Annotated in this window: 20 protein-coding genes; 12 read left to right on the top strand and 8 right to left on the bottom strand. The window is 66.1% G+C overall.

Annotation, left to right across the window (positions count from 1 at the left end; genetic code table 11):
- The first annotated feature begins 131 nt into the window (after positions 1 to 131).
- The 3 genes from proC to CA260_RS16320 all read left to right on the top strand — a co-directional run bounded on the left by proC (position 132) and on the right by CA260_RS16320 (position 3,654).
- Entirely contained in the window at positions 132 to 956 is an 825-nt protein-coding gene (gene proC, locus CA260_RS16310) for a pyrroline-5-carboxylate reductase (RefSeq protein WP_111984078.1), read from the top strand.
- Positions 953 to 1,528, top strand: a complete 576-nt coding sequence (locus tag CA260_RS16315; protein WP_111984079.1) for a YggT family protein — start codon at positions 953 to 955, stop codon at positions 1,526 to 1,528. Before proC ends, CA260_RS16315 begins: the two co-directional genes overlap by 4 nt.
- 62 nt (positions 1,529 to 1,590) lie before the next feature.
- Positions 1,591 to 3,654: a M13 family metallopeptidase gene (locus tag CA260_RS16320; RefSeq protein WP_111984080.1), complete on the top strand. Its 2,064-nt coding sequence runs from the start codon at positions 1,591 to 1,593 to the stop codon at positions 3,652 to 3,654.
- A 687-nt stretch (positions 3,655 to 4,341) separates the two neighbouring features.
- Here CA260_RS16320 and CA260_RS16325 read toward each other — a convergent pair.
- The 3 genes from CA260_RS16325 to pdxH are packed head-to-tail and all read right to left on the bottom strand — an operon-like array spanning position 4,342 to position 6,223.
- Positions 4,342 to 5,145 carry a cobalamin-binding protein gene (locus tag CA260_RS16325; RefSeq protein ID WP_425479752.1) on the bottom strand — a complete coding sequence of 268 codons (804 nt, stop codon included), beginning with the start codon at positions 5,143 to 5,145 and terminating at the stop codon, positions 4,342 to 4,344.
- A 25-nt stretch (positions 5,146 to 5,170) separates the two neighbouring features.
- Positions 5,171 to 5,608, bottom strand: a complete 438-nt coding sequence (locus tag CA260_RS16330; RefSeq protein ID WP_111984081.1) for a secondary thiamine-phosphate synthase enzyme YjbQ — start codon at positions 5,606 to 5,608, stop codon at positions 5,171 to 5,173.
- Positions 5,609 to 5,635: 27 nt separating this feature from the next.
- Positions 5,636 to 6,223: a pyridoxamine 5'-phosphate oxidase gene (gene pdxH / locus CA260_RS16335; protein WP_111984082.1), complete on the bottom strand. Its 588-nt coding sequence runs from the start codon at positions 6,221 to 6,223 to the stop codon at positions 5,636 to 5,638.
- Between the two features lie 40 nt (positions 6,224 to 6,263).
- Here pdxH and CA260_RS16340 point away from each other — a divergent pair, with 40 nt between their 5' ends.
- The gene (locus CA260_RS16340) at positions 6,264 to 7,094 is read left to right on the top strand and encodes a kinase (RefSeq protein ID WP_111984432.1); all 831 of its coding nucleotides are present in this window, start codon (positions 6,264 to 6,266) and stop codon (positions 7,092 to 7,094) included.
- Here the strand turns inward: CA260_RS16340 and CA260_RS16345 are convergent, their stop codons facing one another.
- Positions 7,095 to 7,439 carry a YbjQ family protein gene (locus CA260_RS16345; protein ID WP_111984083.1) on the bottom strand — a complete coding sequence of 115 codons (345 nt, stop codon included), beginning with the start codon at positions 7,437 to 7,439 and terminating at the stop codon, positions 7,095 to 7,097.
- A gap of 72 nt (positions 7,440 to 7,511) precedes the next feature.
- Positions 7,512 to 8,345, bottom strand: coding sequence for an NAD-dependent epimerase/dehydratase family protein (locus CA260_RS16350; protein ID WP_111984433.1), 834 nt, complete (start codon positions 8,343 to 8,345; stop codon positions 7,512 to 7,514).
- Positions 8,346 to 8,403: 58 nt separating this feature from the next.
- On the opposite strand from CA260_RS16350, the gene CA260_RS16355 reads away from it, so the two are divergent.
- From CA260_RS16355 to CA260_RS16375, 5 genes are all read left to right on the top strand, one after another.
- Positions 8,404 to 8,943, top strand: a complete 540-nt coding sequence (locus CA260_RS16355; protein WP_111984084.1) for a shikimate kinase — start codon at positions 8,404 to 8,406, stop codon at positions 8,941 to 8,943.
- A complete protein-coding gene (gene aroB, locus CA260_RS16360) occupies positions 8,940 to 10,040 on the top strand; it encodes a 3-dehydroquinate synthase (RefSeq protein WP_111984085.1) in 1,101 nt (366 codons plus the stop codon). Before CA260_RS16355 ends, aroB begins: the two co-directional genes overlap by 4 nt.
- A 362-nt stretch (positions 10,041 to 10,402) precedes the next feature.
- Positions 10,403 to 10,663 carry a WGR domain-containing protein gene (locus CA260_RS16365; RefSeq protein ID WP_111984086.1) on the top strand — a complete coding sequence of 87 codons (261 nt, stop codon included), beginning with the start codon at positions 10,403 to 10,405 and terminating at the stop codon, positions 10,661 to 10,663.
- Between the two features lies 1 nt (position 10,664).
- On the top strand, positions 10,665 to 11,732 hold the full coding sequence (gene hemE, locus CA260_RS16370) for a uroporphyrinogen decarboxylase (protein WP_111984087.1): 1,068 nt from the start codon (positions 10,665 to 10,667) through the stop codon (positions 11,730 to 11,732).
- A gap of 262 nt (positions 11,733 to 11,994) precedes the next feature.
- Positions 11,995 to 14,895, top strand: a complete 2,901-nt coding sequence (locus tag CA260_RS16375) for a valine--tRNA ligase (protein ID WP_111984088.1) — start codon at positions 11,995 to 11,997, stop codon at positions 14,893 to 14,895.
- Between the two features lie 181 nt (positions 14,896 to 15,076).
- On the opposite strand, the gene rimI is transcribed toward CA260_RS16375, so the two are convergent.
- From rimI to pssA, 3 genes are read right to left on the bottom strand one after another with little or no spacing between them, the layout of a single operon-like run.
- Entirely contained in the window at positions 15,077 to 15,550 is a 474-nt protein-coding gene (gene rimI / locus CA260_RS16380) for a ribosomal protein S18-alanine N-acetyltransferase (RefSeq protein WP_111984089.1), read from the bottom strand.
- A 6-nt stretch (positions 15,551 to 15,556) separates the two neighbouring features.
- A complete protein-coding gene (locus CA260_RS16385; RefSeq protein ID WP_111984090.1) occupies positions 15,557 to 16,042 on the bottom strand; it encodes a hypothetical protein in 486 nt (161 codons plus the stop codon).
- A gap of 1 nt (position 16,043) precedes the next feature.
- Positions 16,044 to 16,820: a CDP-diacylglycerol--serine O-phosphatidyltransferase gene (pssA, locus tag CA260_RS16390; RefSeq protein ID WP_111984091.1), complete on the bottom strand. Its 777-nt coding sequence runs from the start codon at positions 16,818 to 16,820 to the stop codon at positions 16,044 to 16,046.
- A gap of 109 nt (positions 16,821 to 16,929) precedes the next feature.
- On the opposite strand from pssA, the gene CA260_RS16395 reads away from it, so the two are divergent.
- The 3 genes from CA260_RS16395 to CA260_RS16405 all read left to right on the top strand — a co-directional run bounded on the left by CA260_RS16395 (position 16,930) and on the right by CA260_RS16405 (position 19,737).
- Positions 16,930 to 17,361 (top strand): DUF4124 domain-containing protein, encoded by a 432-nt coding sequence (locus CA260_RS16395; RefSeq protein WP_111984092.1) that lies wholly within the window; start codon positions 16,930 to 16,932, stop codon positions 17,359 to 17,361.
- An 89-nt stretch (positions 17,362 to 17,450) separates the two neighbouring features.
- The gene (locus CA260_RS16400; RefSeq protein WP_111984093.1) at positions 17,451 to 19,148 is read left to right on the top strand and encodes a proline--tRNA ligase; all 1,698 of its coding nucleotides are present in this window, start codon (positions 17,451 to 17,453) and stop codon (positions 19,146 to 19,148) included.
- A 262-nt stretch (positions 19,149 to 19,410) separates the two neighbouring features.
- Complete coding sequence (locus tag CA260_RS16405; RefSeq protein WP_111984094.1) at positions 19,411 to 19,737, top strand: H-NS family nucleoid-associated regulatory protein; 327 nt, start codon at positions 19,411 to 19,413, stop codon at positions 19,735 to 19,737.
- Positions 19,738 to 19,766 lie beyond the last annotated feature (29 nt).

Consider the following 19,766-nt stretch of genomic DNA (forward strand, 5'->3'; position numbering starts at 1 on the left):
TTAGGTCTAGCGCGCAAAGTGCGGACCAGGTTCGAAAGCATGCCCGTCCGGCAGAGGCGCCGGGCGTTTCGCCAGGGGACGCCGGGGCGCCGCCTCCGGTAAGGTAAGGGGCGCTTTGACGAGGAATCCGCATGACACGACTCGCATTCATCGGCGGCGGCAACATGGCTCGCAGCCTCATCGGTGGCCTGCTGAAGACCGGCGTCGCCGCCTCCTCCATCAGCGTGGCCGAGCCGCGCGCCGAGGCACGCCAGGAGCTGGGCCGCGAATTCGGCGTGGCCTGCTATGCCGACAACCGCCAGGCTGCGGGCGATGCCGACGTGCTGATCCTGGCGGTGAAGCCGCAGATCATGCCGGCGGTCCATGGCGAGCTTAAGGACGTGCTGGCACGCCAGCGACCGCTGCTGATCTCCATCGCCGCCGGCGTGCGCATCGACCAGTTGGAACGCTGGTTCGGCCATGCGCTCCCCATCGTGCGCTGCATGCCCAATACCCCGGCACTGATCGGCGCGGGCGCCACCGGCCTGTTCGCCAACCGCCGCGTGAGCGCCGAGCAGCGCGCGCTGGCGCAGCACATCCTCGACGCCGTCGGCCTCACCCGCTGGCTCGACGAGGAATCGCTGCTGGACACCGTGACCGCCATCTCCGGCTCCAGCCCCGCCTATTTCTTCGCCCTGGTGGAAGCCCTGGAAGATGCAGCGTTTTCCCAGGGCATGTCGCGCGATACGGCGCGCGCGCTGGCCGCCCAGGCCTGCCTGGGCGCCGGCCGCATGCTGACCGAGAGCGGCGAGGACCCGAGCGTGCTGCGCAAGCGCGTCACCTCGCCGAACGGCACCACCCAGGCCGCCCTGGAAAGTTTCGCCGCCGACCACTTCAACCAGGTCGTCGCCCGGGCCGTGGCGGCGGCCACGCGCCGTGGCGGCGAGATGGCCGCCGCCCTGGACGACACCCCATGAGCTATCTCGTCAACGCCTTTTCGTTCCTGCTCGAACTCGCCTTTGGTGCTGCCGCCGCATTGTTCATGCTGCGGCTGGCCGCGGAAGCCAGTCGCGCGGACTTCCACAATCCACTGAGCCAGTTCATCTACCGCACCACCAACCCGGTGCTTGCGCCGCTGCGGCGCCTGCTGCCCAACTGGCGCCGCATCAACGTGACGGCGCTGCTGCTGATCTTCCTGCTGATGCTGATCAAGCGCGTGGCGCTGTTCTCGCTGCTTGGCATGTTTCCGCACGTGCTTGGCCTCATCGTGCTGTCGATCGCCGACACGCTCGATTTCATCGCGATGTTCTACGTGGTGCTGATCTTCGTGTGGTCGCTGATGAGCCTGTTCCAAGTCGAGTCCTACCATCCGGTCTATCGCCTCGCCGGCAGCCTGGTCGACCCGCTGCTTCGTCCGTTGCGCGGCAGGCTGGTCGCCGGTGGTCTCGACTTCGGCCCGTGGGCCGTGATGATCGTGCTGATCCTTGCCCGCCTGCTGCTGGTTTCGCCGCTCACCGACCTCGGTGCCCGCCTGGCGCTCGGCATGTAAGCCGTGGCCGCGCCACTCGCGCGCGGCCACCTTCCCTTTCGCTCCCAAGGAATTCTTCTCGCATGCATGCGAATTCATCCCTCCTGCGCCGTCGTCTGCTCGCCCTCGCCCTGGCGGCTGCCGCCGTGGGCAGCGCCTACGCCGCCAGCCCGACCGTCGTCGCCAAACCGGATGTGGTTGCCGGCAACATCGACACGTCGATCAACCCGGGCGATGACTTCTTCGAGTTCGCCAACGGCGCCTGGCTGAAGGCGCACCCGATCCCTGCCGAGGAATCGCAGTGGGGCATCGCGCAGGTGGTGCAGGACGAGCTCTACGCCAAGCTGCGCAAGATCAGCGAGGACGCCGCGGCGCAGAAGCAGGCCGCCGCCGGCAGCGACGAGCAGAAGATTGGCGACTTCTGGACCACGGCCATGGACCAGCCACTGGCTGATCGCCTGGGCGCCGCCCCGCTGAAGGACGAACTCGCGCGCATCGACGCCGTGCATGACGTGAACTCGGCGCTGGACGCAGCGTTCGCGCTGCAGCCACTGGGCGTCGACGCGTTCTTCGACTTCGGCGTGTCGCAGGACGAAAAGCAGAGCGACGCCATGGCGGTGCATCTGGCCCAGGGCGGCCTGGGCCTGCCGGAGCGCGACTACTACTTCAACAGCGAGCAGGGCGTGGCCAAGGCGCGTACCGCCTACATCGCGCATCTGGGTCGCATGTTCCGTCTGCTCGGCGCTGACGAAACCGATGCAAGGCAGAGCGCCACGCAGGTGATGGCGTTCGAGACGGCACTCGCCAAGGTCTCCCGACCACTGGCCGACCTGCGCGATCCGGAAAAGAACTACAACAAGATGGCGCCGTCGGAACTGACGACGAAGCACACGCCAGCCATCGCGTGGGACACGCGCCTCGCCGCGTGGAAGCTCTCGGCGCCGACCGTCATCGTCGGCCAACCCGAGTTCTTCGACGGCCTGCAGTCGCTGCTGGCGAAGACGCCGGCACCCGTACTGCGCGACTACCTGCGGGTGCATCTGGCCGACGAGTACGCCAGCTACCTGAGCCAGGCGTTCGACGACGAACACTTCGATTTCTACGGGCGCACCCTGTCCGGCCAGGCCCAGCAGAAGCCACGCTGGAAGCGCGCGTTGCGTGCCGAGAACGGTGCACTCGGCATGATCCTCGGCCGCATCTACGTGAAGGACTATTTCTCCGAGGCCAGCAAGCAGCGCTACAACACCATGGTCGAAGCGGTCCGCACCGCCTACGGCGAGCGCATCGACAAACTCGACTGGATGAGCCCCGCCACCAAGGCCAAGGCACACGAGAAGCTTGCCGCCGTCACCAGGAAGGTCGGCTATCCGGACAAGTGGAAGGACTACTCCAAGCTCATCATCGGCCACGATTCCTACGCGCAGAACATGATGCGTGCGCAGCGCTGGGCCTTCGATGACATGCTGTCCAAGTACGGCAAGCCGGTCGATCGCAGCGAATGGGAAATGACGCCGCAGACCTACAACGCGTACTACAACCCGTCCAACAACGAGATCGTGCTGCCCGCCGCGCAGTTCATGATCCCCGGCTTCGCCGACAGCGAGATCGATGATGCCGTGGTGTACGGCTACGTCGCCGCTTCCACTATCGGCCACGAGATCACGCACGGCTTCGACGACGAAGGTCGCCAGTACGATGCGAAGGGCAACTTGCTCGATTGGTGGACCAGGCAGGATGCCGAGCGCTTCAACCAGCGTGCGCAGGTGATGGTGAAGCAGTTCAACGCCTTCGAACCGCTGCCCGGCTTGCACATCAACGGACAGGCGAGCCTTGGCGAGAACATCGCCGACTTCGGCGGCATCATGATCGGGCTGGATGCGTTCAAGAAGACGGCGCAGTACCAGAAGGGCGAGAAGGTGGCCGGCTATACGCCGCTGCAGCGTTTCTTCCTGGGCTACGCATTGGGCTGGCTGTCGCAGCAGCGCGAGGCACGCCTGCGCAATTCGCTGCTGGCCGATGTGCATGCGCCGGCGAAATATCGCGTCAATGGTCCGCTGTCGAATGTGCCTGACTTTTATGAGGCGTTTGGCGTGAAGCCGGGGCAGCCGATGTGGCGACCGGAGAATCAGCGGGTGAAGATCTGGTAAGCCTCGCACTCCACCTTCGCGCCCTCTCCCCTCCGGGGAGAGGGTTGGGGTGAGGGGCCAATCTAGCCTCATGACCCATAGTTGCGTTGCTGTTTCCTTGTAGGAGCGCACCCTGTGCGCGACCGCAGAGGGCATCGCTGCGCCGCGGTCGCGCACAGGGTGCGCTCCCACAGGGACGTGCCCGCTCTTCGCTCTGGCTTTTGACCTCCGGCCCCCTATGCCGCGGCGGGCGGGTGGAGGAAAGCCCGAAGGGTGGCCGGCAGGGGTGCCGGCCAGTTTGTCGTCAGGGCAGGATGCCCTGTCGACAAACCCCGTAACCCGCCCGCGAACCTTCCGGGGCGTATGCCCGGAAGGCGCGGCATCGGGGTGGCCTTTCTCTTGGCATTGCCACCTTTACGGTGGTTACTTTTCTTGACTCCGGGCATCCTGCCTTTCGCCCTTCGGGCCGGCTTCGCCGTTCGCACGCGCTCCTGCGCGTGCGTGGCCACCCAAAGAGAAGTGACCCGGCCTCCGGCAGGAGGGCGGAAGCCCGCCGCAGGCGAGCCAGGTCGCCGTAACGCGACAACCGTAAACCGAGGCCCTGGTCCCCGGCCTGCGCCGGGGCGACGAACGTAAGGACCGAGGCGAAAGGCCATCGCGCACTGGGTGCGCTCCTACAGGGGGAGAATCCGCAGGCTGGTTCGCAGCCTATCCCCTCTGCCGCTTCTCCCACTCCACAAAAATCTTGTGCATCGCCTCCAACCCATCAAACAACGCCGCCGGCCCCGGCTGCAAAATAATCGGCGACTTGATCTCATGGAGATCGCCATGGCGCACGGCAGGAATCGCATCCCATCCCTCACGCGCCGCCACCTTCTCCGGCCGGAAGCGCTTGCCGCACCACGACCCCAGGATGATGTCCGGCGCCTGTTTCACCACCTCACCCGGATCGCCAAGGATGCGATGCTTTGCCAGTGATTCGCCCGACATCTGTGGAAACACGTCGTCGCCACCGGCAAGCCGAACCAGCTCAGCCACCCAGCGAATGCCGGTGATCAGCGGATCGTCCCACTCCTCGAAATAAACCTTCGGACGACGGAAGAACGCCGCCGCAGCCGCTTCGATCGCAGCGATATGCCGTTCCGCCCGCTGGGCATAGGCCTCGGCCTTCTCCGCCGCACCGACCATCGCACCCAACCTTCGGATGTAGCCAAGAATGCCGTCGACGCTGCGATGGTTGCTGATCCATACCTCCACGCCCGCCTTGATCAGGTCGCGCGCGATATCGGCCTGGATGTCGGAGAACCCGACCACGAAATCCGGCTGCAGCTTGAGGATCTCATCGATCTTCGCGCTGGTGAAAGCCGACACCTTCGGCTTTTCCTTGCGCGCCTTCGGCGGCCGCACGGTGAAGCCGGAGATGCCCACGATGCGATCCTGCTCACCGAGCGCATACAGCACTTCGGTGGGTTCTTCGGTCAGGCAGACGATGCGTTGCGGGTAACGGTCGATGGTCGGCAAGTCGTCGGTCACGCGTTCAATGTCCCAGCACGGTCACGACCACCTTGCGCTGGTGCGGATCGAGACGGTGTTCCCACAGGTAGATGCCTTGCCAGGTGCCCAGCTGCACCTTGCCCGCATGCACGGGCACCACCAGGCTCACGCCGGTGAGGATGGCGCGCACGTGGGAGGGCATGTCGTCGGGGCCTTCTTCGTCATGGCGGAAGATGGCGTCGCCATCCGGTACTGCGCGCGTGAACCAGCGTTCCAGGTCGTCGCGCACGGTTGGGTCGGCGTTCTCGCTGATCAGCAGCGAGCAACTGGTGTGCAGGCTGAAGATGTTGGCGATACCGGTATGCACGCCGCTGGCCGCCACCACGTCACCGACCTTGTCGGTGATCTCGGTGAAACCGCGGCCGCGCGTGTGCACGGTGAAGCCATTCTGGGCGACGTGATCGGCGGGCGTGGCACGCATGCTTCAGTCTCCGAATGGCAAAGGGCTTCAAGGATAGAGCAGGCGGCTGGTCCAGGTCTGGCCGTGCCGGCTCCAGCGCACGCGATCGTGCAGGCGGTATTCCGCGCCGTACCAGAACTCCACCATGTCGGGCTCGACCACGTAACCGCCCCAATGCGGCGGGCGCGGCACGTCGTGCCCTTCGAACTCCTTCTCGTAGCGGGCGAAGCGCTGCTCGAAGGTGTCGCGATCAGGCAAGGTCTGCGATTGCAGCGAGGCCCAGGCGCCGATCTGGCTCGCGCGAGGGCGCGTAGCGAAGTAGGCGTCGGACTCTTCCTCCTGCAGCTTTCGCGCTGCGCCTTCCACGCGCACCTGCACGCCCTGGCGCAGTTGCTTCCAGTGGAAGCACAAGGCGACCTGGTGGTGCGCATTGAGTTGCGCGCCCTTGTCGCTTTCGTAATTGGTGTAGAAGCGGAAGCCGCGCTCGTCGGCGCCCTTCAGCAGCACGATGCGCGAACTCACGCGCCCGGCCGCATCGACCGTGGCCAGGTTCATCGCCGTGGCTTCGGGGTCACCTCCCGCCGCGGCCTCATCCAGCAGTTGCAGGAAAGTGTCAAGGATCTCTTGTTTCAACATGGGGTCTTGAATCGTGGCCGCCGCGCGCCATCATGGCGAAATGTCTCCAGATGCTAGCACGCAGAATTCGACCCTGGCCGGGCACCTGCTCGACCAGTTTGCCGGTCGCATCGCCCGCTCCCGCCGCCCCTACCTGCTGGGCCTCTCCGGCCTGCAGGGCAGCGGCAAAAGCACGCTCGCCAGGGAAATGAAGGCGCAGGCCGAGGCCCGCGGTTGGCCCACCGAGGTGCTCTCGCTGGACGATTTCTACTATTCACGCAGCGAACGCGAGGTGTTGGCCCACCAGGTCCATCCCCTGCTGCGGACCCGCGGCGTGCCTGGCACGCACGAGATCGAGCTGTTGCTGTCGGTGCTGGCCGCCCTGCCCCAGGCCTCGGACAAGCTGCCGGTGAGTCATCCGCGCTTCGACAAGGGCCGGGACACGCGCATGCCGCCGTCGAAGTGGCCGAACGTGACACGGCCGCCGAAGCTGGTGATCCTGGAAGGCTGGGCGATCGGCCTGCGCCCGCAGACCCTCGCCGCGCTGGATGAGCCCGTCAACGCGCTGGAGCGCAATGAAGATCCCGAGGGCGTGTGGCGTCACTGGGTGAACAAGCAGTTGCGCGCCTATCAACCGTTGTGGCGCAAGCTCGATGTCCTGATCGTGCTGCAGGCGCCGAACTGGGAAATCGTGCGCAAATGGCGCAGCGAGCAAGAGGAGGAACTCCTCGCCCGCCACGCACCGCTGGCCATGGATGCCGAAACCATGGTGCGCTTCCTCGCGCACTTCGAGCGACTGAGCCGGCACGCGCTGGCCACGTTGCCGGACCTCGCCGATACCACGGTCGAGTACGACGACAACCGTCACGTCATCGCACTCAACCACAGCTGATCAGGTCAGCGGCTCGACCTGCACGGCCGTGCCATAGGCAAGTACTTCGGTGACGCCTTCGGCGACGTCGTTCGCGTCATAACGCATCGCGATCACCGCATTGGCCCCGCGCTCGGCGGCATGGCGCATCATCAGTTCGAAGGCTTCTTCGCGGGCTTTTTCGCACAGCTCGGTGTAGATCGAGATATTGCCGCCCACCAGCGTCTGCAGCGCCGCGCCGAGATTGCCGATGACACTGCGTGAACGCACCGTGATGCCGCGCACGATGCCCATCGGGCGGACGATGCGATAGCCGGGAAGCTCGTTGCTGGTGCTGACCATGTGAAGCGGGATATTGGCAGGCATGGATGTTCCTCCGTGGACAGGATCACTGGCCGCATGGTCATCCCGCCCGGCCTCCGCTTCCAGTGCCGTTGCTCACTGTCCGCCCAGCAGCGCGGCATAACCCTGCCGCGCATCCGGCCATTGCGGCGCGAAACCGCTGGCACGCAAGCGCGCATTGCTCAGGCGCTTGCTGCCCACGCCGGCCGGCGCCGGGCCATCGCTCGGCCGCGGCGCGCCGACCAGCGTGGCGAGATGGTCGTACAGCACACCCAGCGGCAGCGGCGTGTCGTCCACACCGAGGTAGAGCGATTGCGGATTGTCGATGGCGAGCAGATGCGCCATCGCGCCGGCCGCATCATCGACGTGGATGCGGTTTGCCCAATGCAGCTGCTGCCGTGGCACACCCACGGTGCCCGCACGCAGGCGCTCGATCAGTTGCAAGCGACCGGGGCCATAGAGCCCTGCCAGGCGCAACACCACGGAGGCAATGGGTTGAGCCATTAGCCAACGTTCCGCTTCCAGCAATACTTCGCCATTGAATCCCGGTGGATCGGCGGGCGTTTCTTCGTCCACCCACGCCTCGCCATGCTCGCCGTACACCGCGGTGGAAGACACCAGCAGCACGCGTCGCAGGGCGCGGCCATCGAGCGCATCGAGCAGATGTCGCAGGCCATCCACGAACAAGGCGCGATAGATCCGCGCATCCCGCGCGCCGGGCGCCGGCAGATAGACGAGTTGTTCGATGCCGTCGGGCAGGTCGCGCAGCGTCTCCGGCCGCGTGAGGTCGCCCTGCAGCCACTGGATGCCGTCGGCGTCGTCGCCTGCACTGCGCCGCAGCGCCCAGACTTCATCGCCCCTCGCCAAGAGGCGATGGGCCATGCGCTTCCCGACGTCGCCGCAGCCGGCAAGCAGCACCCGGGCGCTCACGCCGCCCATCCCATGCTGCAGCGCAGCCATGCGCTTTCGCGCCTGTTAGCATTCACCCATGAATCCATCGTGCAACCTGTTCATCGTCGGCCCGACCGGCGCCGGCAAGACGTCCATCGGACGTCGGCTGGCCGAGCATTATGGGCTGAACTTCCTCGATCTCGACCAGGAGATCGAGCGGCAGTGCGGTGTGCCGGTCAGTGCGGTGTTCGAGATCGAAGGCGAAGCCGGCTTCCGCCGCCGCGAGAGCGCGTTGCTTGACGAGTGCAGCCATCAACGCGGCGTGCTCGTGGCCACCGGCGCCGGCGCGGTACTCGATCCGGCCAATCGCCGGATGCTGGTCGAGCGCGGCTTCGTGCTGTGGCTGCAGGCCACGCTGGAACAGCAGCTCGAACGACTTGCGCATGACAAGCAGCGCCCGCTGCTGGCCAGCGGCGATCGCGCCGAGCGGCTCAGCGCCATGGCGCAGGCGCGCACGCCGCTCTACCAGGAAATCGCCGATCTGGTGATTCCGGGTGAACACGAACACGTCCACGCTGCCAGCGCGCGCAGCATCCTCCTGATCGACCAACACTGGAAGCGCCAACAGGCCGCATGAGCACACTCGCCTCCTCCGTTCGCATCATCGATGTCGCGCTCGGCGCGCGCAGCTATCCGGTATGGATCGGCCCCGGCCTGCTCGCCGACACGGCGCGCTGGCGCGCCATGCTGCGCGGGCGCCACGCGCTGGTGATCAGCAATACAACGGTGGCGCCGCTCTATCTCGATCGCGTGGCCGAAGGGTTGGACGGGCTGCACTGGTCGCCTTTCCTGATCGACGACGGCGAAGCACACAAGACCTTCGCCAACGTGGGACGTGCGCTGGAAGCGCTGGCCCAGCTCGGCGCGACGCGCGACGCCTGCGTGGTGGCGCTCGGCGGTGGCGTGGTCGGCGACCTCGCCGGCTTCAGCGCTGCGTGCTGGATGCGCGGCATCGATTTCATCCAGATGCCGACCACCCTGCTGTCGATGGTCGATTCTTCGGTGGGCGGCAAGACCGGCGTGAACCTGCCCGCCGGCAAGAACCTTGTCGGCGCGTTCCACCAACCGCGCGCCGTCGTGGCCGACATCGACACGCTCGCCACGCTGCCCGATCGCGAATACCGCGCGGGGCTAGCCGAAGTGGTGAAAGGCGCGGCCATCGGCGATGCGGCGTTCTTCGCGTGGCTGGAACAGCACGCGGAGGCGCTGAACGCGCGCGAGACCGCGCCCTTGATCGAAGCCATCGCACGCAAGGTGCACTACAAGGCGGGCGTGGTGGCGCGCGACGAAACCGAGCAAGGCGAACGCGCCCTGCTCAATCTCGGCCACACGTTCGGCCATGCGCTGGAAACCGCCGGCAAGTACACCGCGCTGCTGCACGGCGAAGGCGTCGCTGTCGGCATGCTGCTCGCCGCGAAGCTGTCCGAGCGCCTGGGTATGAGCGAAGTCGGCGACACGGCGCGCCTGCATCGCCTGCTGGAAACGCTGGGCCTGCCTACAGCGATTCCTCGAGGCATGGACCCGGAGCAACTGCTCGCCCTGATGCGACTGGACAAGAAGAACCTGGCCGGCACGCTGCGATTGATCCTGTGGCGAGGCGTGGGCAGCGCGGAGATCGTCAGCGGCGTGAGCGAGACCGATGTCATGGCTGTATTGGAAGCGGCCACGCACTGATCGCCGCTACCCTCCCTTTTGTAGGAGCGCACCCTGTGCGCGACCGCAGCGCTTCATCGTTTCCGCTCCGTAGGCCTATCGCGCACTGGGTGCGCTCCTACAGAAGAGACAAAAAGCCAGGCAAACAGTCGTGTGGCGGCCTCAGACGCGCACGCTGCGCCCCAGCTGTAGGAGCGCACCCAGTGCGCGACCGCAGCGGCCCATCGTTTCGGCTCCGTAGGCTCGTCGCGCACAGGGTGCGCCCCCACACAGAACAACCTGCGAATGGAACGCGGCGCATCGCCGCGCTCGCTCCTTCGCGCCAAGCCTTCTAGAATGCGGCTTCCAAGGCCATTCGCCATCCCTGCTCCGAATCGACCTCCATGCGCCTCTACCTGCAAGCCATGCCCGCCACCACCGAGGCGCCGCGCTATGTCCAGATCGCGCTGGAACAGGACCTGCTGGGCGGGTGGACGCTCTATCGCGAGACGGGCGTGCAAGGCGGCAAGGCCACGCTCAAGCGTGAGCAGTTCCTCGAACGCGACGATGCGCTCGCCGCGTTCCAGAAGGCACGCGACGCGCAGATCAAGCGCGGCTTCCGCGTGATGTTCAGCCAGGGCCTGGACGGCCCCTATGGATCCTGAGATGAGTGACATCCTGAAGAACGACCGCTTCCTGCGCGCCCTGCGCCGCGAGGCTACCGACACCACGCCCGTGTGGGTGATGCGCCAGGCCGGCCGTTACCTGCCGGAGTATCGCGCCACCCGCGCACGCGCCGGCAATTTCATGGGCCTGGCGCAAAACCCGGAGATGGCCTGCGAGGTAACGCTGCAGCCCCTCGATCGGTTCGAGCTGGACGCGGCCATCCTGTTTTCAGACATCCTCACCATCCCCGATGCGATGGGCCTGGGCCTGAGCTTCGCCCAGGGCGAAGGCCCGCAGTTCGCGCATCCGGTGCGCACCAAGGCCGACATCGAGCGCCTCGGCGTGCCGGACATGGAGAGCGAGCTGCGCTACGTGATGGACGCGGTGCGCCTGATCCGTCGCGAGCTGCATGGTCGCGTGCCGCTGATCGGCTTCTCCGGCAGTCCGTGGACGCTGGCCTGTTACATGGTGGAAGGCCAGGGTTCGCGCGATTTCGCGCGCCTCAAGGCCATGTGCTGGAGCGAGCCTTCCCTCGCCAACCAGTTGCTGGACACGCTGGCCCGTTCCGTATCGGCCTACCTGATCGCCCAGGCCGCCGCCGGCGCGCAGGCGCTGATGGTGTTCGACACCTGGGGTGGCCTGCTCGGCCCCGCGCCGTTCCGCGAGTTCTCGCTGCGTTACATGGCCCAGGTGGTCGATGCGCTGAAGGCGGATGCCGCCAGCCGCGACCTGCCAGTGATCCTGTTCTCCAAGGGCGCCGGGCGGCATCTGGCCGCCATGGCCGACACCGGCTGTGCGGGCCTGGGCGTGGACTGGACCATCGACCTGGCCGACGCGCGCGGGGCCGTGAAAGACCGCGTGGCGCTGCAGGGCAACCTGGACCCCGCCATCCTGCTGGCCACTCCCGAGGTGATCCGCCGCGAGGTGCGCCGCGTGCTGGACAGCTACGGCAATCACCCCGGCCACGTGTTCAACCTGGGCCACGGCATCACGCCGGAAGTCGACCCGGAACACGTGAAGGTGCTGGTGGACGAGGTGCACGCCTACGGGCGCCAGCTGCGCGGCTGAGCGTCGCTGTACTCCCTCTCCCCTCTGGGGAAAGGGTTGGGGTGAGGGGCGGGTGCTCGCGAGAGACCTGCCTAAGCCAAAGATCGCCCCCATATCCCGATGAGAACCGTGGCAAGCCCCGCCCCCTCATCCCAACCTTCTCCCCGCAGGGGAGAAGGAGCCAAGAGCGGCGCTTTTGGCACCCCGCCTCCCCCGCCCGTACAATCGACCCTTTCACGCCCATCCTCACGCGCCAGCCCCGGCGCGCAACCGCGAGCCCCTGATGGAAAAGAGTTTCGAGCCCGGCCAGATCGAATCGAAGTGGTATGCCGCCTGGGAAGCCAGCGGTGACTTCAAGCCGTCCGGCCAGGGCGAGCCGTACTGCATCCTGCTGCCGCCACCGAACGTCACCGGCACCCTGCACATGGGCCACGCGTTCCAGCAGACCGTAATGGACATGCTGATCCGCTACCAGCGCATGCGCGGCATGAACACACTGTGGCAGGTCGGCACCGACCACGCCGGCATCGCCACGCAGAAGATCGTGGAGAACCAGCTCGCCGTCGAGAACAAGACGCGCCATGACCTGGGTCGCGAAGCCTTCATCGAGCGCGTGTGGCAGTGGAAGGAGGAATCCGGCTCCACCATCACCAACCAGATGCGCCGCCTGGGCGTCGCCGCGGACTGGTCGCGCGAACGCTTCACCATGGACCCGGGCCTGTCCGAAGCGGTGCGCAAGGTTTTTGTCGAGTGGTACCGCGCGGGCCTGATCTATCGCGGCAACCGCCTGGTGAACTGGGATCCGGCGCTGGGCACGGCGGTGTCCGACCTTGAAGTGAACAACGTCGAGCGCGATGGCCATCTGTGGTCGATCCGCTACTACACCGTCGACGGCAAGGACAGCGTCGTGGTCGCCACCACGCGTCCGGAAACCATGCTCGGCGACGTGGCCGTGGCCGTGCATCCGGAAGACGAGCGCCACGCGCGCCTGATCGGCCAGATGCTGCGCCTGCCGCTGACCGGCCGCGAGATTCCCGTCATCGCCGACGACTACGTCGACCGCGAGTTCGGTACGGGCTTCGTGAAGATCACGCCAGCACATGACTTCAACGACTACGCCATCGGCCAACGCCATGGCCTGGCGCCGATCAACATCTTCACGCTCGACGCGAAGGTCAACGAGAACGCGCCGGAGAAGTACCGCGGCATGGACCGTTACGAGGCGCGCAAGGCCGTCCTGGCGGATCTGGAAGACGCCGGCCTGCTAGTCGAGACCAAACCGCACAAGCTACAGGTGCCGGTGAGCCAGCGTTCGGATGCGGTGATCGAGCCGATGCTCACCGACCAGTGGTTCCTCGACCTGACCAGCGAGAAGGGCCGCAAGGAAATCACCGAACCGGCGCTCCAGGCGGTGCGCGGCGGCGAGATCAAGTTCGTCCCTGAAAACTGGAGCACCACGTACACCCAGTGGCTGGACAACATCCAGGACTGGTGCATCTCGCGCCAGCTCTGGTGGGGCCATCGCATCCCGGCGTTCTACGACGAAGCCGGCAACATCTTCGTGGGCGAGGACGAGGCCGACGCACGTGCACATGCCACGGTGCAGCCGGTCGGCGCGCTGCGCCAGGACGAGGACGTGCTCGACACCTGGTTCAGCTCCGCGCTGTGGCCGTTCTCGACGCTGGGCTGGCCGATGAACGGCCCGGTGAAGGACGAGCACGGCAACGTCGTCGCGAATTGGGAAAACGACCAGGTGTTCCTGCCCAGCGCCGTGCTGGTGACGGGCTTCGACATCATCTTCTTCTGGGTCGCCCGCATGGTGATGATGACCAAGTACTTCACCGGTCGCGTGCCGTTCAAGCACGTCTACATCAACGCCATCGTGCGTGATGCGGAAGGCCAGAAGATGTCCAAGTCCAAGGGCAATACGCTGGACCCGCTGGACCTGATCGACGGCATCGAGCTGGAGCCGCTGGTGGCCAAGTCCACCAGGTCGCTGCTGATCCCGCAGGTGCGCGAGAAGGTGGAGAAGCGCATCCGCAAGGATTATCCGAACGGCATCCCTGCCATCGGCACCGATGCGCTGCGCTTCACCTTCGCCGCGCTGGCCAGCTACAGCCGCACCATCAACTTCGACATCAAGCGCGCCGAAGGCTACAAGGCGTTCTGCAACAAGCTGTGGAACGCGGCGCGATTCGTGTTGATGAACCTCGAATCCCCTCTCCCATCGGGAGAGGGTGGCGCGCAGGCGCCGGGTGAGGGTTCGGGCAGCGCGCAGCTTGCCGCTTCGGCCGTACCCTCTCCCCAACCCCTCTCCCGGGGGGAGAGGGGCTCCGCACCGGTGACCGAGGCCGAGCGTTGGATTCTCACGCGCCTGAAGCAGACCCTCGCCGACGTCGAGCAGCACTTCGCCAGCTACCGCTTCGACCTGCTGGCGCAGGAGCTGTACGAATTCACCTGGAACGAGTTCTGCGACTGGTTCCTGGAACTGTCCAAGCCGGCGTTGAACGGCGACGATGCGGTGGCTGCGGCCTCCACGCGCCACACGCTGCTGGTGGTGCTGGAAACCATCCTCCGTGCGCTGCACCCGATCGTGCCGTTCATCAGCGAAGAGATCTGGCATTCGGTGGCGCCCAAGCTTGGCCTCGATGCGAAGTTCCTGCTGGAACGCCCGTGGCCGCGCGCCGACGAAATCACGGCCGATGAGGCCGCGACCGCCGAGATCGAATGGTTCAAGAACGTGCTGAGCGGCATCCGTCGCATCCGCGCGGAAATGAACATCGCTCCGGGCAAGACCATCCCGCTGCTGCTCGCCGACGGCGACGCCACCGATCGCGCACGCGCCACCAAGTTTGCCGCGCAGATCAGCTTCCTCGCTCGCGTGGACGCACCGCAGTGGATTGCCTCCGGCGCGGACGAACCGGCCGCCGCCGCCGCGGTGGTGGGTTCGATGCGCGTGCTGATTCCGCTTGCCGGCCTGATCGACCTCGGCGCGGAAAAGGCACGCCTGGGCAAGGAAATCAGCCGCATCGAAGGCGAGATCAAGAAGTGCGAGGGCAAGCTGGGCAATGCCAACTTCGTGGCGAACGCGCCCGCCGAAGTCGTCGCGCAGGAACGCCAGCGCATCACCGACTGGACCACGCAGCTCACCGCGCTGCGCGAGCAGTCGCAGAAGCTGGGCTGATCCCGCGTCAACGCGCGGTGCCACAAACGGCGCCGCGCCCTGCTTGTTGTAGGAGCGCACCCAGTGCGCGATCGCAGCCTGTCCTTCCATCTCGGTTGACGGTGGTCGCGAAGACCCACCACCGCGGCATGCATCCATGCCGCGGTCGCGCACTGGGTGCGCTCCTACAAAGGTGGCGGGGCTATTGTCCTTCGCCCAGGTCGCGCGCCATCACGATGGCGTCCTCGCGCCCGTCCTTGGCGGGGTAGTACTTGGGGCGCCGTCCGATCTCTTCGAAACCCATCGCGCGATACAGGCTCTGCGCCACGGGATTGGAAGGGCGCACTTCGAGGAACACGCGACCCGCACCATTCCAGCGGGCAATGTCGAGCAGCCGCTTCAGCAGGAAGCGTCCCAACCCGAGCCCCCGGTAATCCGGCCCCACGCATACGTTGAGCACGTGCGCCTCGCCGGCCGCCACCGACAGCACGCCATAGCCGGCGATCACGCCGTCCACCCACATGGCCCAGCTGGGATGACCGGCCTTCAGGCAGTCGGTGAAGATGCCGGGCGTCCACGGAAAGTCGTAGGAGGCGGCCTCCATCGCGGCCACGATGGGCACGTCGTCGCGCCGCATGGCGCGGATCTCTGCAAGGGGACGTGCCACCGCGACCATGGACGATCACTCCGACGGTTGGGACAAGGCGCGACGCAGGCTGCGCAAGGCATTCCACAGGCGACGCTTGCCCGCGCCCGACGACAATACGCCGTTTGGCTCATCCGCGAGCACGATATGCGCACGGCTCAGCACGGCCGCCGGCAACTCCCGTCCCAATGCGTGGGCCTGGGCTTCGCCAAACACCAGATAGGCACGTGCCTCGGGAGCCTTCGGCAGATGACCGTTGCTCACCTCGATGCGCGGCGCCCGCGCCAGCGCCGGGCCACAACTCATCAGCGCCCGGCCCACCAGATCGAGCTCGCGCGGCGAGCAGCCCGCGGGCAGCAGCACCACGCACTCCCCCGTGCCCATGGCAGTTGCCGGCACGTCTTCAGACGTAGCCGCGGCGACAACCTGCGCCGGCACGTTTCGCTGCGTCCACGGCGTGATGCCGAGCGCCCGCAGAACGCGTCCGCGACGGGCCGATGTGGCGTGTGCCGGGGCGGCCATGTCAGGCCGCTCCGCGACGGCGGCGGTGCGTGGCGCGACCCCACAAGGTCATCACCGGCCCCGACAGCAGGTAAAGCGAGAACACCACGAACAGCACGCGCGGCGGATCGATGAAGAACGGCACGAGCACCAGCACGCCCACGATGATCCACAGGAACGGCACGCGTCCCTCGCCGCCCATCGGCAGCGACTTGAAGCTGTAGTAGCGGAACCGGCTCACCATCAGCAACCCGACCACCACGGCGATCACCGGCGTGATGAAGCAGACCTCTTCGCCGAGGATGCCGAACTTGTCCATGCTCCACACGAAGGACATGCACACGGCCGCTGCCGCGGGACTGGCAAGGCCCTGGAAGTAACGCTTGTCGATCACGCCGACCTGCGTGTTGAAGCGCGCCAGGCGCAGCGCGGCACAGGCGGCGTAGATGAAGGCGGCAGCCCAGCCGATCTTGCCCCAGGTCGGGCCGTACTCCTTGAGCGTGGAGAGCGACCAGCTGTACATGACCAGCGACGGCGCCAGGCCGAAGCTGATCAGGTCGGACAGCGAGTCGTACTGCACGCCGAACTCGGTCTGCGTACCCGTGAGGCGCGCGACCCGGCCGTCCATGCCGTCGAGCAGCGCCGCCACGAATACGGCGATGGCGGCCGAGCTGAAATCCCCGCCCATGCTTGCCACGATCGCGTAAAAGCCGGCGAACATCGCGCCGGTCGTGAACAGGTTCGGCAACAGGTAGATGCCCCGATGACGCGGGGGGCGGACGGGTACGCTCTCGCTCATGAATCAATCCGTGACGGAATGCGCGCAGTGTAAACCATCCCCCGCTTGAGTCCGGCCGTGGGGGGTGTTAACAAATGCGCACCCTTTGCCTGATGCCCCGGAGTACCTAATGCGCCGCCTGCTGATCGCTACCGCACTGCTGCTTGCCGCGCCCCTGGTCGCCGCCCAGGCGTACAAGTGGACCGATGCCCACGGCACCGTGCACTACTCGGATGCGCCGCCGGCGCAGGGCACCAAGTACAGCAAGGTCACCACTACCGGGACGGTGGAACCGATTGCCGAGCCGGCGCCGTCGAAGCCCAGCGAGAGCACGTCCGAGGCCAAGCCGTCCGCGTCCCAGTCGTCGCTGCCGATGGTGGACAACCCTGAGAATCGCGCGAAGCTTTGCGCCAACCTCAAGAACAATCTCGATGCGCTCAAGGGCGGCGGGCCGGTGGTGATGGAACAGAACGGCCAGCAGAAGCTGCTGGATGCCGACCAGCGCCAGCAACAGCAGGCCACCTCGCAAGCCCAATACCAGCAGTACTGCTCCGGCAACTGAAGCTCCTGCTCGCCGGGCCCCGACGCGGGCCCGGCTTGTGGCGCCGCGGATCGCTATAATCGGCCTCTTTCACCCGCCGGATCCGCCACATGCGCCTCAGCCAATTCCACTTGGCCACCGTCAAGGAAGTCCCCGCCGACGCCGAAATCGCCAGCCACAGGCTGATGCTGCGTACCGGCATGATCCGCAAGCTTGCCGCAGGCCTGTACACCTGGTCGCCGCTGGGCCTGCGCGTGCTGCGCAAGGTGGAAAACGTGGTGCGCGAGGAAATGGATCGCGCAGGCGCCGTTGAACTGCTGATGCCTACCATCCAGCCGCAGGAGCTGTGGGAGGAAAGCGGCCGCTGGGCGAAGTTCGGCCCGCAGCTGCTGAAGATCAAGGATCGCAAGGAGCAAGGGTTCTGCTACGCGCCCACGGCCGAGGAAGTCATCACCGATTTCGCGCGCAACGAGCTGAAGAGCTACAAGCAGCTGCCGGTGAACTTCTACCAGATCCAGACCAAGTTCCGCGACGAGATCCGTCCGCGCTTCGGCGTAATGCGCGCGCGCGAGTTCCTGATGAAGGATGCCTACTCCTTCCATCTTTCGCAGGATTCGCTGCAGCAGACGTACGACACGATGTATCGCGCGTACTCGAACGTCTTCACCCGCCTGGGCCTGAAGTTCCGCGCGGTGCAGGCGGATACCGGCGCCATCGGCGGCAATGCGAGCCACGAGTTCCAGGTGCTGGCCGACTCGGGCGAAGACGCGTTGATCTTCTCCGACGGCTCCGACTACGCGGCCAACATCGAAAAGGCCGAAGCGCTGGCGCCGACCATCGAGCGCCCTGCGCCGTCCGCCGAGCTCAAGCGCGTCGACACGCCCACACAGAAGACCATCGATGAAGTGGCCGCCTTCCTCAAGGTGACGCCCGGGCAGTGCATCAAGACCATCCTGGTGCGCGGCAGCAAGGGCCTGGTGGCGCTGTGCGTGCGCGGCGACCACGAGGTCAACGAGGTGAAGGCCGGCAAGCTCGCCGAGATGCCCGGCGAATCCGTGCTGGCCACGGAAGAGGAAATCCTCGCGCTTACCGGCACGCGGCCCGGCTTCATCGGGCCGGTGGGCCTGCCCGCCGAAATCCCGGTAATCGTCGACCGCGATGCGGCCGTGCTCGCCGACTTCGTCTGCGGCGGCAATCAGGATGGCACCCATTACGCCGGCGCCAACTGGGAGCGCGACGCGCGCATCACCCGCGTGGAGGACATCCGCAAGGTGGTCGCCGGCGATCCGTCGCCCGATGGCAAGGGCACGCTGCAGATCGCGCGCGGCATCGAGGTGGGCCACGTGTTCCAGCTCGGCAACAAGTACGCCGAAGCGCTGAAGGCCACCGTGCTCGACGAAAACGGCAAGGCACAGGTGATGCTGATGGGCTGCTACGGCATCGGCGTCAGCCGCATCGTGGCCGCCGCCATCGAGCAGCGCCACGACGACGCCGGCATCATCTGGCCCGAGCCGATGGCGCCCTGGCGCGTCGCCGTGTGCGTGATCAATCCGAAGAACTCGCCGGAAATCGCCCAGGCGGCCGAAACGCTGTATCGCGAGCTTCAGCAGCGCGGCATCGACGTGGTGCTGGACGACCGCGGGCTGCGCCCCGGCGCGATGTTTGCCGATATGGAGCTGATCGGCATCCCGCATCGCGTGGTGATCAGCGAGCGCGGTCTCGCGGCCGGCACGCTGGAATACCGCGCCCGCGATGAGGCCGAAGCCCGCGCCATCACGCAGGACGAGCTGCTCGCACTGCTGGGCTGAGGTCGTCGATGCGTTTGTGGAAAACGGCCGCGAAAGCGGCCGTTTTTCGTTATGCACACGCAAGGCAATAATCCATGCATGCCGGCATTCGAATATTAAATGCCGGCATTAGCCCCTCCATTGGCCTCGATTATCCGGAAATAATCCCGCGCCTTTTGCAAATGCCCGCGATTATCGGTAAGAATCGAAGGACTCTTATGGATGCACCGCCTTAAGTCGCGGCGCCATGCATTAGCTAATAACCCACCCCCGGGAGTTACTTATGGCAGTTGACATCAAGAACCTCAATCACAACCAGCTCAATGACCTGATCACCAAGGCGCAATCGCGCCAGCAGGAGCTGCGCAAGGAAAAAGTGGCCAAGCTGCGCGACAAGATCCATGCGCTGATCAAGGCGGAGGGATTCTCGTTCGAGGATGTCTTTGGCCCGGGTCGTGGCGGCAAGGGTCGTCGTGCCGGTGGCACCGTGGCGCCGAAATACCGCAATCCGGCTGATCCCGAGCAGACCTGGTCCGGTCGCGGCAAGCGTCCCCGCTGGTTCAACGATGCATTGAAGGCGGGCAAGAAAGAAAAGGACCTGGCGATCTGATCGCCATTCCTTTCATTTCTTCAGAAGAA

It is taken from the genome of Dyella jiangningensis (genome assembly GCF_003264855.1).
Lineage (GTDB): Bacteria > Pseudomonadota > Gammaproteobacteria > Xanthomonadales > Rhodanobacteraceae > Dyella > Dyella jiangningensis_C.

Coding starts and splice junctions, on each gene's coding strand:
- proC (WP_111984078.1), top strand. CDS start 132: ATGACACGACTCGCATTCATCGGCGGCGGCAACATGGCTCGCAGCCTC.
- CA260_RS16315 (WP_111984079.1), top strand. CDS start 953: ATGAGCTATCTCGTCAACGCCTTTTCGTTCCTGCTCGAACTCGCCTTT.
- CA260_RS16320 (WP_111984080.1), top strand. CDS start 1,591: ATGCATGCGAATTCATCCCTCCTGCGCCGTCGTCTGCTCGCCCTCGCC.
- CA260_RS16330 (WP_111984081.1), bottom strand. CDS start 5,608: ATGCGTGCCACGCCCGCCGATCACGTCGCCCAGAATGGCTTCACCGTG.
- pdxH (WP_111984082.1), bottom strand. CDS start 6,223: ATGTTGAAACAAGAGATCCTTGACACTTTCCTGCAACTGCTGGATGAG.
- CA260_RS16340 (WP_111984432.1), top strand. CDS start 6,264: ATGTCTCCAGATGCTAGCACGCAGAATTCGACCCTGGCCGGGCACCTG.
- CA260_RS16345 (WP_111984083.1), bottom strand. CDS start 7,439: ATGCCTGCCAATATCCCGCTTCACATGGTCAGCACCAGCAACGAGCTT.
- CA260_RS16355 (WP_111984084.1), top strand. CDS start 8,404: ATGAATCCATCGTGCAACCTGTTCATCGTCGGCCCGACCGGCGCCGGC.
- aroB (WP_111984085.1), top strand. CDS start 8,940: ATGAGCACACTCGCCTCCTCCGTTCGCATCATCGATGTCGCGCTCGGC.
- CA260_RS16365 (WP_111984086.1), top strand. CDS start 10,403: ATGCGCCTCTACCTGCAAGCCATGCCCGCCACCACCGAGGCGCCGCGC.
- hemE (WP_111984087.1), top strand. CDS start 10,665: ATGAGTGACATCCTGAAGAACGACCGCTTCCTGCGCGCCCTGCGCCGC.
- CA260_RS16375 (WP_111984088.1), top strand. CDS start 11,995: ATGGAAAAGAGTTTCGAGCCCGGCCAGATCGAATCGAAGTGGTATGCC.
- rimI (WP_111984089.1), bottom strand. CDS start 15,550: ATGGTCGCGGTGGCACGTCCCCTTGCAGAGATCCGCGCCATGCGGCGC.
- CA260_RS16385 (WP_111984090.1), bottom strand. CDS start 16,042: ATGGCCGCCCCGGCACACGCCACATCGGCCCGTCGCGGACGCGTTCTG.
- pssA (WP_111984091.1), bottom strand. CDS start 16,820: ATGAGCGAGAGCGTACCCGTCCGCCCCCCGCGTCATCGGGGCATCTAC.
- CA260_RS16395 (WP_111984092.1), top strand. CDS start 16,930: ATGCGCCGCCTGCTGATCGCTACCGCACTGCTGCTTGCCGCGCCCCTG.
- CA260_RS16400 (WP_111984093.1), top strand. CDS start 17,451: ATGCGCCTCAGCCAATTCCACTTGGCCACCGTCAAGGAAGTCCCCGCC.
- CA260_RS16405 (WP_111984094.1), top strand. CDS start 19,411: ATGGCAGTTGACATCAAGAACCTCAATCACAACCAGCTCAATGACCTG.